The sequence below is a fragment of the Streptomyces sp. JH14 genome (assembly GCF_029428675.1).
Taxonomy (GTDB): Bacteria; Actinomycetota; Actinomycetes; order Streptomycetales; family Streptomycetaceae; genus Streptomyces.
In genome coordinates this window covers 6,439,145-6,454,529 of record NZ_JAJNEL010000001.1, presented here as the reverse complement: position 1 = coordinate 6,454,529, position 15,385 = coordinate 6,439,145, and the positions used below count along the sequence as shown (strand labels likewise).

The window sequence follows — 15,385 nt, the reverse complement described above, 5'->3', positions numbered from 1 at the left end:
GCGCTCGACCGGCGCCGGTGCGGTCGCACCCGCTGGGGGAGAGGAACCCCGCTCGGCCGGGCGGGGGACGACGCCCCGGTTCGGTGTACGTCTCCCCCGGCGGCGCGCCGAGCGGCATCGCCTCGGGTGTCCTGGACCGCGGACCGTTCCATGCGACCGCATCGACAGCCGACGGCTGCGACAGCGCGCAACGGGCGTCGATCGCATACATCGTCAGTGACCAGGGCACCGCCTCGGTCCGGGCGCACTGAAATCACGCCCGAGCAGGTCTGGACCGTGCGGTTCCCGGCCCGACGGGCGCGGTCCTGTGCTGTGGCGCACGATGGGAAAAAGACGCCAGAGGTACACCTCGTCGTCGCCATAAAGGAGTGTGCCTCCCAGCCTGCCCTGTGCGGAGCCGGGGCCGGTACCGAGCCGGTCGATGGCAATCGGGCGATGAATCACGCAAAACGGCATGGATAGCCAGAAAGTGTTAGAAATATCGCCATGGTCGACCCTTCCGACCGGTCCCGCAGTGGACCGGTGCGGTCACCGCGCGGCAGGCTTCCGCGAAGCGTGGCCGGGCAGGTATTTCTGCTACAGGCGGTGGTCATCGTCCTGCTCGTGGCGGGCGCGGTTGTGGCCCTGGTCCTCCAGTCGCTGCACGACAGCGAGGAGGAGGCGCAACGTCGTTCAGTGGCCGCGGCGGAGGCATTCGCACACTCCCCGGGGATTGTGGAGGCACTGGAAGCTCCCGATCCCTCCAAGGAGCTGCAACCGCTGACCGAGGAGGCGCGGAAGCTGGCAGGCGTCGACTTCATCGTGGTGATGGACACCCACGGAACTCGCTACACCCACCCCATTCCGGGTCTGATCGGCAAGAAATTCGTCGGCAACATCCAGCCCGCGCTGGAAGGCAAGGTCCATGTCGAGAGCGTCCAGGGCCCTCTCGGCCGTGAAGTACAGGCCGTGGTCCCCGTCGACGCACCCGACAACTCGATCGTGGGCCTGGTGGCTGCCGGCCTGAAGATCGAGAGCGTCGCCAACGCGCTCAACCGCCAGATGACGGTCATCCTTGTCAGCGGAGGAGCCGCGCTCGCCCTGGCCACGGGCGGGACCGCGCTGGTGGCCAGACGGCTGCGCAGGCAGACCCACGGGCTCGATCCCGCCCAGATGACCCGGATGTACGAACACCATGACGCGGTGCTGCACTCCGTGCGCGAAGGAGTGCTCATCGTCGGGAGCGACGGTCGGCTGCTGCTGGCGAACGACGAAGCCGAACGGCTTCTCGATCTGCCGCCCGACGCCCAGGGACGACCCGTCGGAGAACTGGAGAACCTCGACCCGGCCACCGCGGAACTGCTCACCTCCGGCCGCGTGGCCACGGACGAGGTCTACCCGGCGGGGGAGCACATGCTGGTGGTGAACCAGCAGCTCACGGACTACGACGGAGTCGCCCTGGGAACGGTGGCGACCATGCGCGACTCCACGCAGCTCCTCGCGCTGTCGGGCAAGGTGGAATCGGCGAACGCGCGCCTCAGGCTGCTGTACGACGCGGGGGGGAGCATCGGCACCACCCTGGACGTGACGCGCACGAGCGAGGAACTGGCCGAGACGGCCGTCCCCCGGTTCGCGGACTTCGTCACGGTGGACCTCGCCGAGCCCGTCCTGCACGGCGAGGAGCCGACCGGTGCGGCCGACGAGATGCGCCGCACCGCCGTCAGCGGTGTGCGCGACGACCACCCCCTCTACCCGCTCGGCGCGCACATCTCCTTTCTGCCCTCCACGCCTCAGGCACGCGGATTCGCCACCGGCCGGTCGGTGGTGGTGCCCGACCTGTCCTGCGCACCCGAGTGGCGCGCCCAGGACCCGGAACGGACGGACGCCGTCGTCGCGTACGGAATCCACTCCTTGCTCACCACACCGCTGCAGGCGCGGGGCGTGCTTCTGGGCCTGGCCAATTTCTGGCGCCTGCGGGAGTCCGAGGTGTTCGACGAGGACGACCGGTCACTCGCCGAGGAGCTGGTCGCCCGTGCGGCCGTCAGCATCGACAACGCGCGCCGCTACACCCGCGAACACGCCCTGGCCGTGATGCTGCAGCGCAGCCTGCTGCCCCGCGCCTTTCCCGAGCAGAACGCCCTGGACGTCGCCCACCGCTATCTGCCCGCACAGTCCGGAGTCAGTGGTGACTGGTTCGACGTGATCCCGCTCTCGGGCAGTCGCGTCGCGCTGGTCGTCGGTGACGTGGTCGGCCATGGGCTGCACGCCGCCGCCACCATGGGGCGGCTGCGCACCGCGGTGCACAACTTCTCCACGCTCGATCTGCCGCCCGACGAGATCCTCGTCCACCTCGACGACCTCGTCGACCGCATCGACAAGGAGGAGGGCAGCGCCACGGACGACGCGGGGGTCGTGGGCGCCACCTGCCTGTACGCGATCTACGACCCCGTCTCCCGGCACTGCACCATGGCCCGCGCCGGGCATCATCTGCCCGCGCTGGTCCACACCGACGGCAGCGTGGAGTTTCCCGACCTCCCTGCCGGGCCGCCGTTGGGCCTGGGCGGCATGCCGTTCAAGACCGCGGAACTGGATCTGGCCGTGGGCGCCCAGCTGGTCCTCTACACCGACGGGCTGATCGAGGACCGCACCCGGGACATCGACGTGGGGATGGAGCTCCTCCGCCGGGCCCTGGCCCATCCCGGTCGTTCGCCCGAAGAACACTGCCGGGCCGTGCTCGACGCGCTCCTTCCCACCCAGGCCAAGGACGACGTCGCCCTGCTCATCGCCCGCACCCGCGCGCTTGCCGCCGACCAGATCGCCGAATGGGACGTTCCGTTCGATCCGGCCGCCGTGGGCGAGCTCCGCGCCGCCGTCGCGGAGAAACTCGACGACTGGGACCTGTCGGATCTGGCGTTCACCACGGAACTGGTACTCAGCGAACTGATCACCAACGCCATCCGGCACGCCTCGGCACCGATCCGGGTGCGGCTGCTGCGTGACCGCACCCTGATCTGCGAGGTGTCCGACGGCAGCAGCACCTCACCCCATCTTCGGTACGCGGCCACGATGGACGAGGGTGGCCGCGGGCTGTTCCTCGTCTCCCGGATCGCCGAGCACTGGGGCACGCGGTACACCCCTGACGGCAAGGTCATCTGGGCACAGCAGGCGCTGCCTCCCCACACCCTGGGCACGAACGGCGCGGACCCGGCGCCGGCGGCCTCGTCGTCCTGACGGCACCCGGCCCGCCGGCACCGGTCCTGTGCCCCGACGACCGCCGTCGGCGCATTCCACCGCCGGTCGGGGCAGGGCACTGTCGAACGGGCGGCCGTCACGGGATATCTTGATGTCAAGCAATGTTGCAGACGTGGAGCGGAGCACCCGGTGACTGACTCGACCATCATTTACACGCACACCGACGAGGCCCCGGCCCTCGCCACGTATTCGTTCCTGCCGGTGATCGAGGCGTACGCCTCGACGGCCGGGGTCACCGTGGAGAACCGCGACATCTCCCTGTCGGGCCGGATCATCGCCACCTTCCCCGAGCGCCTCGACGAGAACCAGCGCATCGACGACGCACTCGCCGAGCTCGGCGACCTGGCCAAGACGCCCGGCGCGAACATCATCAAGCTGCCGAACGTCTCGGCGTCGATCCCCCAGCTGAAGGCGGCCATCGCCGAGCTGCAGCAGCAGGGCTACGCGCTGCCGGACTACCCGGACGACCCGCAGACGGACGAGGACAAGGACGTCCGCGCGCGCTACGACAAGATCAAGGGCAGCGCGGTCAACCCGGTCCTGCGCGAGGGCAACTCCGACCGTCGCGCCCCCGCCTCGGTCAAGAACTACGCCAAGACGCACCCGCACCGCATGGGCGCCTGGACGGCCGACTCGAAGACGAACGTCGCGACCATGGGCGTCAACGACTTCCGCTCCACCGAGAAGACCGTCGTGATCACCGAGCCGGGCACCTTGCGCATCGAGCTCGCGGGCGAGGACGGCACCACGTCCGTCCTGCGTGAGTCCGTACCGGTCCTCGCGGGCGAGGTCGTGGACGCGTCCGTCATGCGCGCCGCCGCGCTGCGCGAGTTCCTGACCGCGCAGATCGCCCGGGCCAAGGCCGAGGGCGTGCTGTTCTCCGTGCACCTGAAGGCCACGATGATGAAGGTCTCCGACCCGATCATCTTCGGCCACGTGGTCCGCGCCTTCTTCCCGAAGACCTTCGCCGCGTACGGCGAGACGCTGGCCGCGGCCGGTCTGTCCCCGAACGACGGCCTCGCCGGCATCCTCAAGGGTCTGGACGCGCTGCCCGACGGTGCCGCGATCAAGGCGTCCTTCGACGCCGAGCTGGCCGACGGCCCGGCCCTCGCCATGGTCGACTCCGACAAGGGCATCACCAACCTGCACGTCCCGAGCGACGTCATCGTCGACGCCTCCATGCCGGCCATGATCCGCACCTCCGGCCACATGTGGGGCCCGGACGGCCAGGAGGCCGACACCCTCGCCGTCCTCCCGGACAGCAGCTACTCCGGCGTGTACCAGGTCGTCATCGACGACTGCCGTGCGCACGGCGCCTACGACCCGTCCACCATGGGCTCGGTCTCGAACGTCGGCCTCATGGCGCAGAAGGCCGAGGAGTACGGCAGCCACGACAAGACGTTCGAGATCCCCGCCGCGGGCACCGTGCGCCTCGTCGACGAGGCGGGCAACGTCGTACTGGAGCAGCAGGTCGGCCCGGGCGACATCTTCCGCGCCTGCCAGGCCAAGGACCTGCCGATCCAGGACTGGGTCAAGCTCGCCGTCACCCGCGCCCGTGCGACCGGCGCCCCGGCCGTGTTCTGGCTCGACGAGGACCGTGCGCACGACGCCACCCTCATCGAGAAGGTCCGGACGTACCTCGCCGACCACGACACCGAGGGTCTGCAGATCGAGATCATGTCGCCGGTCAAGGCGACGGCGTTCTCCCTGGAGCGCATCCGCCGCGGCGAGGACACGATCTCCGTCACCGGCAATGTGCTCCGTGACTACCTGACCGACCTGTTCCCGATCCTGGAGCTCGGCACCAGCGCGAAGATGCTGTCGGTCGTCCCGCTGATGGCGGGCGGCGGTCTCTTCGAGACGGGTGCCGGCGGCTCCGCCCCGAAGCACGTCCAGCAGCTCGTCAAGGAGAACTACCTGCGCTGGGACAGCCTCGGCGAGTTCTTCGCCCTCGCGGCCAGCTTCGAGCACCTCGCGACGACCACGGGCAACGCGCGTGCCCAGATCCTCGCCGACACCCTCGACCGCGCCACGGGCACCTTCCTCAACGAGGACAAGTCGCCGAGCCGCAAGCTGGGTGGTATCGACAACCGCGGCAGCCACTTCTACCTGGCGATGTACTGGGCCCAGGAGCTGGCGAAGCAGACGGACGACGCGCAGCTCGCGGAGGCGTTCGCCGGTCTCGCCAAGACGCTGACCGAGCAGGAGCAGACGATCGTCGACGAGCTCATCGCCGTGCAGGGCTCGCCCGTCGACCTCGGCGGCTACTACCGCCCGGACGCCGCCAAGGCCGCGGCCGCCATGCGTCCGTCGGCGACGTTCAACGAGGCCATCGCGTCCCTCGGCTAGAACAGCGCCGTCCTGTCCCCCGGGCAGGGCCGTCCGAACCGCCCCGGCTGCACTTCTGTGCGGCCGGGGCGGTTCCCGTTCACGGCGGTACGGACCCCGCCGCGGATGAGCCTGCCCGGACAACCGGACGGCTCGGGCGGGCTCATTTCGGGCGACGGCGGAAGAGGTAGCCGCCGCACACCATCCCGGCGACGAACATCGCCAGCAGCGCCAGCGAGAGCGGCAGCGTCACCAGGGGGACCAGCAGACGGAGGGTGACCTCGCCGGTGTTCTCGACGATGAAGACGATCGACAGGATGGCGAGGACGAGAACGACGATGCGGGACGGCGTGAACGGCCCGGTGGAGCCCTTGGCGCCGCTCGACACGTCCTTCGGGCTCATTGGCCGGCCCCTTCCCTGGTCCTGATGCTCCACCGCCCCCGCCACCAGGATGTCTCCCTCAGGCGCCCCGGGGGCGGTGGTGCGCGGCCGTACGGGTGACGGTCCGGCCGCCGTCGGGCGGCCCTCTGCCGGTCCGCCCGGTGTCAGTTCACCCGGCCGGCGACCACGGGCAGCTCCAGCACGCCCGTGTCGTCCGGGGCGCTGACGACCGTGACCGGCTTGATGCCGCGGTTGCCCACGTACGCGCTGTCGCTGGCCGCGATCACGAACTCGAGCCGGTGGCCCGCTGCGTACCGGTGCACGATGCCCGGCAGGTGCACGGTGAACGACCGGGTGACGTCCGGCACCCGCACCGGCGACACGAGGCGGTTCACCAGGGTCCTGGAGCCGTCCGGTGCCACGTCGTACACCTTGGCGAACAGGACCAGCTTGTCGGCGGCGTCACCGCTGTTCTGCACCCGCTCCGTCTTCGGCGAGACGACCCTCAGCGTGGCCTTCGGCGCGCCGACGACATCGACGGCGGAGGTCAGCGGGGCGCTGGTCCAGCCGAGGTAGGTGCCCTTGGTGTCGTACGGTTCGGGGTCGGGCAGTCCGATGAGGCCGGCCAGCGAGCTCTCCGAATGGCTCGTGGGAACAAGCCCGTTGGTGTACTGACGGCTGCCGCGGGCGACCTTGGAGCGGTTGTCGACGAGTCTGCCGTCACCGGAGAGGTAGACCTTCTGCGACAGCGCGGGCACGGCGGCCGCGGTGCCGTAGCCACTCGCCCAGTCGCGGTAGTAGGCGAACTCCGGCCCGGTGTCGGTCTTCTTGTGGTGCCGGAGGTAGCGGTCGAACCAGGCGAGGACACGCTGTCCGACGTAGCTGGTCTCCAGATTCCCTTCACCCAGGTCGAGTTCACCGGGCACCTGGCCGCCGCTGTGTCCCCAGGACTGCCAGATCATCTTGGTCGTGGTGCCCTGCGACGTGAGCGTCCGGTACGTGGCGGTCGCCTCGTTCAGGTTGAACAGGCTGTCCGTCTGGCCCTGGACCAGCAGGGTGGGTGCCTTGACCTTGCCGAGGTAGGAGACGGGCGAGACGCTGCGCGCGTACGCGAGCATCGCCGCCGCCCTGTCCGCGGGGTAGCGGCCGGAGTTGAGCAGCCGGATCGTGTCGCAGGCCTGCGCGGCGAAGTGCAGACAGGTGAGACTGCCGAACCGGGACGGGTCCAGGGCGGGAGCGGTGATCGTCTGCCCCTCCCCCAGCAGGTAGAAGCCGTTGGTCCACTGCCACTTGAAAACACCCGGGGTGTCCGAGGAGACGCCCTTGCCGGTGGCCGTGTTGTTGGGCGCGAGTGCGTACGCCAGGTCGTTCCAGGTGATCAGCGGGACGAGGGCGTCCACGCGGCGGTCGACGGAGGCGGCGGCCAGCTGGATGGCGCCGCCGTACGAGCCACCGATCATGCCGACACGCGGGTCGCCCTTGCCGTCCTTGGTGACGAAGTCGGCCCTTGTCCCGTCGTCGGCGGCGCGGGTCCCGGCGAGGAAGTCGATGAGTCCGGTGGCGGCCCTGCCGTCGACCGCCGGGTCGTCGAGCGTGATCAGGCAGCCGGACTTGCCGAAGCCGAGACCGGAGTAGACGAGTCCGACATAGCCGCGGGCGGCGAAGGCCTTGCCGATGGCGTCGGTCGAGCCATCCGATTTGCTGCCGCCGAAACCGTTGGTGGCGAGGACCGCGGGGGCGGGGTGCCGGGCGTCGGCTCCGGCGGGGCGGTAGAGGTCGGCGTCGACGGTGCAGGAGTGGCTGCCCGCCCCGACGGTGAACTTCAGTGCGGTGACGGTGTATGCGGAGGCCGCCGGTCCGGTCGCGGCGTGTGCCGTACCGGTGAGGGCCAGGGGGGCGAGGAGCGCCGCCCCGGCCACGTGGGCGAGTGACATGCGGGACAGGGACCTGCGAGCAGCACGCGACACGAAGACCTCCACGCCGAGGGCATCTTACCGACCGGTAAGTACCGGGTCGCGCCCATGCTGTGACATGTGTCATGGCGAAGTCAACGACCGTGACGGCGTTTCCTGAGGGTTGTTCAACTTCTTCGCGTACGCGCGCGGTTCAGACCAGCGCGGGCACCTCGACCGTCAGCGTGCCCGGGCTTCCGTCCTCCGGGGCGTCCAGCACGGCGGGGACACCGAACGGAATCGTGAGCGCCGTCGGACCGTGCCCGAAGCCCAGCTCCTCGACGACGGGCACACCCAGCCCGCCGAGCCGGTCGGCCAGCACCGTCCGCACCTCCTCGTACGGCCCGCAGTCCGCCCAGGATCCACAGGCCACTCCGGATATCCCGGCGAACGCCCCGGCCCGCAGCAGCTGGGTGAAGATGCGGTCGAGATGGTACGGCTCCTCCGTCGTGTCCTCGATCATCAGCAGCCCGCCCCGGGCCGACGTCCACGCGTGCGGGGCACCGATGCCGGCGGCGAGCAGGCTCACACAGCCGCCGTACGTGATGCCGCGGGCCCGGCCCGGGACCAGCACCCCGGCCGTGCGAAGCCCCAGGGTCCGTACCGACTCCGGCTCGAACAGAGTGGCCCGCAGCGACTCCTGGGTGTCCGGGTCCTTGAGGAAGGTCCCCGTGGCGACCATCGGGCCGTGCAGCGTCGAGAGCCCCACGCGCCGGGCGAACGCCTCATGCAGCACGGTGATGTCGCTGTAGCCGACGAACACCTTCGGCCCGGCCGCGCGCATCGCCGCCCAGTCGACCAGGTCGACCATCCGGTGCGCCCCGTACCCGCCGCGCGCGCACAGCACCGCGTCGACCGACGGATCGCACCAGGCCTCCTGGAGGTCCCGGGCGCGCGCCTCGTCCGTACCGGCGAGATAGTCCAACTCCGGGTGCACAGCGCGGACGTGAGGCATCTCGACGGGCTCGAGGCCCCAGCCCCGCAGCACATCGAGGCCCGCTTCCAGCCGGTCGGCGGGCACCGGCCCGCTGGGCGACACGACGGCGACCCTGGCCCCCGGTCGCAGACGGGCGGCACGGGTCAGAGGAGTGAGCGTCACTTCTTCAGCTCCAGGTGCGGTACGTCGGGGCGGTCGATGCCGAAGGTCTGGGCATAGAGGGAGAATTCGGCCTCGAGCGCGCGGATCATGGTGTCGGCGCGCCGGAACCCGTGACTCTCCCCGGCGAACGTGAGGTATGCGTGCGGGATGCCGCGTCCCTCGATGGCGGCCAGGAACCGCTCGCACTGCACCGGTGGGCAGATCACGTCGTCGAGCCCTTGGAGCAGCAGGAACGGCGTGGCCAGCCGGTCGGTGTGGTTGATCGGCGACCGCGACCGGTAGCGCTCCGGAACCTCGGCGAGCGGGCCGACGAGGGATTCCAGATACTGCGACTCGAAGTCGTGGGTCTCGTCGGTGCCCCAGCCGGTCAGATCGAGGATGGGGTAGATGACGGTGCCGCAGGCGTAGACATCCGTGCCGGTCAGGGAGGCGGCGGCGGTCCAGCCGCCGGCGCTGCCGCCGCGGACGGCGAGCCGGTCCGGGTCGGCCGCGCCCTCGGCGACCAGCGCCCGGGCGACCGCGGCGCAGTCCTCCACGTCGACCACACCCCACTGCTCGCGCAGCCGGTTGCGGTACGTCCTGCCGTAGCCCGTGGACCCGCCGTAGTTGACCTCGGCGACACCGATGCCGCGTGAGGTGAAGTAGGCGATCTCCAGGTCGAGTACGAGCGCCGCATGGCCGGTGGGGCCGCCGTGCGCCCACACCACGTAGGGCGGCAGCTCGCCGTCGGGGCCCACTCGTCCGGGATGGCGCGGCGGGTAGATCTGGGCGTGGACCTCGCGGCCGTCCGGACCAGTGAAGGTGCGCTGGCGCGGTTCGGGGTAGTACGCGGGGTCGACCTCGTCCCGGTGCTGCGCGCCGATGATCCGGGTGCGTCCGGTCGCCGTGTCCAGCTCCACGATCTCGTAGGCGCTCCGCGGGCTCGCGGCGACGCCGACGATCCGGCTGCCGTGCACGGCGAGCGTCTCGGCCCATTCGGTCCACGGACCGGCGATGTCGGCGAGTTCACCGGTCTCCGGGTCGAGGATGCCGAGGGTGGTGGTGCCCTTGCCGTGGATGGTGGCGATCAGCCCGTTCGCCAGGGGCCGGAACCAGCTCAGCCCGACGCGCCACAACGGCCCGCCGAACTCCTCCTCCCGGGGGCAGAGGGCCACCGTGCCCCCGTTCAGGTCTGCGCGGTACAGGTTCCACCAGCCGCTGCGGTCGCTCGCGTACAGAAGCTGCCCGTCGGCGGCCCATTCGATCTGCGGTACCGATTCCTCGGGTCCGCCGCCGAAACTCCGGGCGTCGTGGAACGTGCCGTCGTCGGCGAGGTCGGCGAGCATCACCTCGGTGCCGTCCCACGGCATCCGCGGATGGTCCCAGGCGATCCACGCCACCCTGCGCCCGTCGGGCGAGAGCTTCGGTCCGGTGACGAACCGGTGCCCGTCGTCGGTGAGTTCGCGCACCGCGCCGCGGTCCTCGGCCGCCGATCCGTCCAGCGGCACGGCGGCGATGACGCGGCGCACATCGGTGGGCCGCTCGCCGGTGAACTCCTCCAGGACGCACCACACCTCGCCCTGCTCGCCCCGGTCGAGATGCAGCTGCGGATCGGCCCAGCGCAGTCCGTCGCCGACGTCCGACAGCGGGGTGAGCGGCCAGGGTTCACCGGGACCGTCCGGCGCATGCGCATACAGCCGCTGGTCGGTGAAGTCCACGAAGACGACGAGCGGTCCGCCGTCGGCGCGGATGGCCCCGGCCCAGGGTCGTCCGCCGTACTCGATGACGCGGCTGCGGACATTCCACGGCGCGGGCAGCACGGAGTCCGTGCTGCCGTCCGCCCGGCGGCGGACCAGGGCGCGGCGGCCCGCCTCCGCAGGACGCGGCTCCGTCCACCACACCTCGTCGCCGACCGTGCCGACGAACTCCGGGCGGCCGTCGTGCGACGCCGCCAGCCGTGCGTCGATCGGCGACGGCCATGTGCCGTAGGCCCCTGTGGACACCATCATCAATCTCCCCCCGTGCGGGTCAGGCCGTACGCAGATAGTGGTCGAGTACGCGGACGCCGAAGTGCAGCGCCTCGACGGGGACGCGTTCGTCCACCCCGTGGAAGAGCGCCTGGTAGTCGAAGCCCGCGGGGAGCTTCAGCGGCGAGAAGCCGTAGCCCGTGATGCCGAGCCGGGAGAACTGCTTGGCATCCGTGCCGCCCGACATGCAGTACGGCACGACATGGCCGTCCGGGTCGAAGCGTTCGATGGCGGCGCGCAGTTTCGCGTAGGTCGGCGAGTCGACCGGAGCCTGCAGGGCGACCTCGCGGTGGTGGAACTCCCACTCGACATCGGGTCCGGTCAGCCGGTCGAGGGTGGCGCGGAACTCGTCCTCGCCGCCGGGCACCATTCGGCCGTCGACGTACGCGACGGCGTGGCCCGGGATCACGTTGACCTTGTAACCGGCCTCCAGCATCGTCGGGTTGCTGCTGTTCCTGACGGTCGATGCGACCAGTGCGGCGGCCGGACCGAGCTTGCCGAGGAGTTCGTCCACGTCGAAACCGGGGGCGTCGACGTCGACATGGATACCGTGCAGCGCGGCGATCTCGGTGAGGGCGGCACGCACCGTCGGGGTGAGCCGAACCGGCCATACGTGCGCGCCGATCCGGGCCACGGCGGCGGAGAGTGCGGTGACCGCGTTCGCTTTGTTGACCTTGGAGCCGTGGCCCGCCTTGCCGTGTGCGGTGAGCTTCAGCCATCCCGTACCGCGTTCGCCCGCGGCGATCGGGTAGAGCTGCATCCCCGGTCCGGCGTGGAAGGTGAAGGCACCGGACTCGCTGATGCCCTCGGTGCACCCTTCGAAGAGATCGGGGTGCTGGTCGGCGAGAAAACCGGAGCCGTCGGCCGCGCTGGCCTCCTCGTCGGCGGTGTACGCGATGACGATGTCCCGGCGGGGGCGGATACCGGCCCGCGCCCAGGCCCGGACGACGGCGAGGATCATCGCGTCCATGTTCTTCATGTCGACGGCGCCGCGGCCCCAGACGACCCCGTCGCGGACCTCCCCGGAGAACGGGTGCACGGTCCAGTCGTCGGCCTCGGCGGGCACGACGTCCAGATGTCCGTGGACGAGAAGCGCGTCCGCGGACGGGTCCGTACCCTCGATCCTGGCGACCACGTTGGTGCGGCCCGGCGTGCGTTCCAGCAGCGTGGGCGTCAGTCCGGCGGCGGCCAGCCGTTCGGCGACGTACTCGGCGGCCGGGCGCTCCCTGCAGTCGCCGTCGCCGCGGTTCGTCGTGTCGATCCGGATCAGTTCGGAGGTGAACGTCACCGATTCGTCGAGCGCCAGATCGTCGACGGAGTCCTGGGGGGTGGTGGCCTCAGCCATACTGCTCCTCCACGGCGGACGACACGATCGTCGTCACCGCCTTGAACGTGCGAATGCCTTCGTACATCGTCGTACTGGTGTAGGCGACACGTCGTTCACCGCTCGGCGCCACGCCGGGAACGACGGTAGCGGCCGCCGCCAGATGCTCGGCGTCGAACTCCAGCTCCACGGTGAACGAACCGCCCCGCGCCGGTTCGCGACGCCCGGCGAGCGCGGTCGCCTCCTTGGCCGCCGCACGGATGTCCGCGGCGGTGCGGGTCGGGGTGCGGCACACCGCCGCGTACCGCGACACGTAGTCCTTCACCGCGACCTTGCGGGCCTCGGGGGCGTATCCGTCCGCGTCCACGCAGGTCAGGTCGTCGCCGGTGACGAGGACGACGGGCACACCGTACTCGGCGGCGACATGGGCGTTGAGCAGCCCCTCGCTGGCGCGGACACCGTTCAGCCACACGCCGGTGATCGAGTTGGCGAGGTAGGTGTGGGCGAGCACGCCCTCCGTACCGGCACCGGTGTGGTAGCCGATGAACGCGACCGCGTCGACGTCACCGTGCTGGATGCCCTCCACCATGCTGAGGGACTTGTGCCTGCCGGTGAGCATCTGGATCCGGTCGTCGAGCTGCTCCAGCAGCAGGTTGCGCATGGACCAGTGGGCCTCGTTGACGAGCACCTCGTCGGCGCCCCCGTCGTAGAAGCCGAGAGCCGCCGCGTTCACATCGGAGGTGAACATCGAGCGGCAGCGCTCCCACTGCGGGGTGCCGGGCAGCACGTCGGCAGGCCAGGTCACCCCCGTGGCCCCTTCCATGTCAGCGCTGATGAGGATCTTCACGATGTACCAGTCCTCCCACAGGTCAGAATTCCGTGCAATCTTCCTGCCGCCACACCGTACGCGGCGACAGAGCCCCAGGCCAGCGGCGTTTTCGGCTCCAGAGGTCCAGTCCTTTGCCAGGTCGCCGTGGTCCCCTGCCCGCGAGCCGTGCGGAACTCGGCCGGGACCGGGGCCCGGTCAGCGCGTGGGTTCGCGCCGCTTGCGGGCGGCCCCGATCAGTCCGCAGCCCGTCAGCACGGTCACGCCCGCGAGACCACCGAGGCCCACGAGGGCCAGGGTGCCGACCCGGCCCGTGGCGGCCATGGCCGGCTGTGCCGGTGACGCGTCAGCGGCGGCCTGGCGGATGAGTGCGGTGATGGCCACCGCGTTCGGCACCGGGGCGACGCGGGAGCCGGCGGACGTGACGGCGGACGAGGCCCCGGGGAGGTTCGACGCCAAGGTCGCGTGGGACTTCGCGGTCTGCACGTAGAGGTCGGACACCCCCGTGCCGCCGTTGTTCAGGAGCGGTCCGGCCCGCAGGGCCGGACCGGGTCCGCCGCCCGGGAGCCTGTCACTCAGGACGCCGGGGGCCGGGCCCTTGTCCGGAGTGAGCGGGGAGACGTACACCAGCGACTTCACCTGGGGGTTCTCGGCGGCGGCGGTTCTGATCACGGCGCCGGCGTAGGAGTGGCCGACGAGCACGATCGGCCCCTGAATGCTCTTGAGGACGCCGGCTATGTACAGGGAGTCCCGCGCCAGTGCGCGGAGCGGATCGGCCGGGGCGAGGACGCCGTATCCGTCGTGCTGCAGGCGCTCGGTGACACCGTCCCAGCCGGAGGCGTCGGCGAACGCGCCCTGCACCAGCACCGCGGTCGGCTTGGTACCGATGTCGGCCGCGGCAGTTCCGGCCGCTGCGGCGAGGACCGTCGCGGTGAGCACGGCGATTGCCTGCCCGCGGCGCGAACACAGCGAAAACACCGAACGTATCCACCGGTTCCGGGGGGCGAGGACGGGTGACACTGTCATGCGGATCTCTCTTCGGAAGGAGGGGACGACGCACCCAGCGTTTCCGGGGCCGGCCGGTGTGGCGCGGTCCGGAAAGCAGCGGAGTGACGTCGGCCCGCCGTCCGGGTGAAGACGGCGCCCGACCGCATGCCGACGGGGAGATCGGGGCATTCCTGCGGGCCGCCCGGCCGGCTCCGCCCCACGACGACGCAGCCGTTCCTGACGCGAGAGGCTTCAGGAGGTCTTCAGCAGGTCCTCGATACGGGCCAGTTCCACGTCGCTGAACTCCAGGTTCCGTACCGCCTCGACGCTGTTCTCCAGCTGGGCGACACTGCTCGCCCCGACCACGGCGGACGTGACCCGTCCGCCGCGCAGCACCCAGGCGAGCGCCAGCTGCGCCAGGGACTGCCCGCGCTCCGCGGCGATCGCGTCGAGCGCACGCAGGCGGCTGATCAGTTCGGGGGTGACCGCCTCGGGTGTCAGGAAGGGGCTGCTGCCCGCCGCGCGCGACCCCTCCGGGATCCCCTGCAGATAGCGGTCGGAGAGGATGCCCTGTTCCAGTGGCGAGTAGGCGATGGAACCGACGCCCAGTTCGTCCAGCGCGGTGAGCAGTCCGTCCTCGGGCCGGCGGTCCAGCATCGAGTAGCGCGGCTGATGGATGAGCAGCGGGGTGCCGAGGTCCTTGAGGATCCGGGCCGCCTCCCGGGTCTGCTCCGGCGAGTAGTTGGAGAGGCCGACGTAGAGCGCCTTGCCCTGCCGGACCGCCGAGTCCAGCGCCCCCATCGTCTCCTCGAGCGGGGTGTCGGGGTCGGGCCGGTGGGAGTAGAAGATGTCGACGTAGTCGAGGCCGAGCCGGGTGAGGCTGCGGTCGAGGGAGGCGAGCACCGACTTGCGGGATCCCCACTCGCCGTACGGCCCGTCCCACATGAGGTAGCCCGCCTTGGTGGAAATGACGATCTCGTCCCGGAGCCGGGCGAAGTCCGTGCTCAGGGCGCGTCCCATCGCGCTCTCGGCCGCGCCGGGCGGCGGGCCGTAGTTGTTGGCGAGGTCGAAGTGGGTGATCCCGAGGTCGAACGCCCTGCGCAGGATCTGCCCCTGGGTCTCCGGGGTCCGGTCGCTGCCGAAGTTGTGCCAGAGGCCGAGCGAGAGGGCGGGGAGCAGGAGTCCGCTGCGTCCGGTGCGCCGGTACGGCATGGCCTGGTAGCGGTCGGGCGACGGGAGGTACATGCGGG

Annotated in this window: 10 protein-coding genes; 2 read left to right on the top strand and 8 right to left on the bottom strand. The window is 70.8% G+C overall.

The annotated features are described in order from the left end of the window. The first annotated feature begins 486 nt into the window (after positions 1 to 486). Both LRD69_RS29115 and LRD69_RS29110 read left to right on the top strand, forming a co-directional pair. Positions 487 to 3,210, top strand: a complete 2,724-nt coding sequence (locus LRD69_RS29115) for a SpoIIE family protein phosphatase/ATP-binding protein (RefSeq protein ID WP_277329498.1) — start codon at positions 487 to 489, stop codon at positions 3,208 to 3,210. Between the two features lie 150 nt (positions 3,211 to 3,360). Further along, a complete protein-coding gene (locus LRD69_RS29110; RefSeq protein ID WP_277329497.1) occupies positions 3,361 to 5,580 on the top strand; it encodes an NADP-dependent isocitrate dehydrogenase in 2,220 nt (739 codons plus the stop codon). A 142-nt stretch (positions 5,581 to 5,722) separates the two neighbouring features. Here the strand turns inward: LRD69_RS29110 and LRD69_RS29105 are convergent, their stop codons facing one another. The 8 genes from LRD69_RS29105 to LRD69_RS29070 all read right to left on the bottom strand — a co-directional run bounded on the left by LRD69_RS29105 (position 5,723) and on the right by LRD69_RS29070 (position 15,380). Beyond that, a complete protein-coding gene (locus LRD69_RS29105; protein WP_277329496.1) occupies positions 5,723 to 5,962 on the bottom strand; it encodes a DUF1049 domain-containing protein in 240 nt (79 codons plus the stop codon). 143 nt (positions 5,963 to 6,105) lie between these two features. Continuing rightward, positions 6,106 to 7,875, bottom strand: coding sequence for a CocE/NonD family hydrolase (locus LRD69_RS29100; RefSeq protein ID WP_277329495.1), 1,770 nt, complete (start codon positions 7,873 to 7,875; stop codon positions 6,106 to 6,108). A gap of 172 nt (positions 7,876 to 8,047) precedes the next feature. Continuing rightward, positions 8,048 to 8,992, bottom strand: coding sequence for an LD-carboxypeptidase (locus tag LRD69_RS29095; protein WP_277329494.1), 945 nt, complete (start codon positions 8,990 to 8,992; stop codon positions 8,048 to 8,050). Then, positions 8,989 to 10,977, bottom strand: coding sequence for a prolyl oligopeptidase family serine peptidase (locus LRD69_RS29090; protein ID WP_277329493.1), 1,989 nt, complete (start codon positions 10,975 to 10,977; stop codon positions 8,989 to 8,991). Before LRD69_RS29090 ends, LRD69_RS29095 begins: the two co-directional genes overlap by 4 nt. Positions 10,978 to 10,999: 22 nt before the next feature. Further along, on the bottom strand, positions 11,000 to 12,343 hold the full coding sequence (locus LRD69_RS29085; protein WP_277329492.1) for a M20/M25/M40 family metallo-hydrolase: 1,344 nt from the start codon (positions 12,341 to 12,343) through the stop codon (positions 11,000 to 11,002). Then, a complete protein-coding gene (locus LRD69_RS29080; RefSeq protein ID WP_277329491.1) occupies positions 12,336 to 13,169 on the bottom strand; it encodes a M55 family metallopeptidase in 834 nt (277 codons plus the stop codon). The genes LRD69_RS29085 and LRD69_RS29080 overlap by 8 nt, the downstream gene beginning before the upstream one ends. A 177-nt stretch (positions 13,170 to 13,346) precedes the next feature. Then, positions 13,347 to 14,087: an alpha/beta fold hydrolase gene (locus tag LRD69_RS29075; protein WP_277329490.1), complete on the bottom strand. Its 741-nt coding sequence runs from the start codon at positions 14,085 to 14,087 to the stop codon at positions 13,347 to 13,349. Positions 14,088 to 14,387: 300 nt separating this feature from the next. Further along, positions 14,388 to 15,380, bottom strand: a complete 993-nt coding sequence (locus LRD69_RS29070) for an aldo/keto reductase (RefSeq protein WP_277329489.1) — start codon at positions 15,378 to 15,380, stop codon at positions 14,388 to 14,390. Positions 15,381 to 15,385: the final 5 nt, after the last annotated feature.

What these genes read in the sequence shown, in the direction of transcription:
- LRD69_RS29115 (WP_277329498.1), top strand. Translation starts at nt 487, where the DNA reads ATGGTCGACCCTTCCGACCGGTCCCGCAGTGGACCGGTGCGGTCACCG.
- LRD69_RS29105 (WP_277329496.1), bottom strand. Translation starts at nt 5,962, where the DNA reads ATGAGCCCGAAGGACGTGTCGAGCGGCGCCAAGGGCTCCACCGGGCCG.
- LRD69_RS29100 (WP_277329495.1), bottom strand. Translation starts at nt 7,875, where the DNA reads ATGTCACTCGCCCACGTGGCCGGGGCGGCGCTCCTCGCCCCCCTGGCC.
- LRD69_RS29090 (WP_277329493.1), bottom strand. Translation starts at nt 10,977, where the DNA reads ATGGTGTCCACAGGGGCCTACGGCACATGGCCGTCGCCGATCGACGCA.
- LRD69_RS29085 (WP_277329492.1), bottom strand. Translation starts at nt 12,343, where the DNA reads ATGGCTGAGGCCACCACCCCCCAGGACTCCGTCGACGATCTGGCGCTC.
- LRD69_RS29070 (WP_277329489.1), bottom strand. Translation starts at nt 15,380, where the DNA reads ATGTACCTCCCGTCGCCCGACCGCTACCAGGCCATGCCGTACCGGCGC.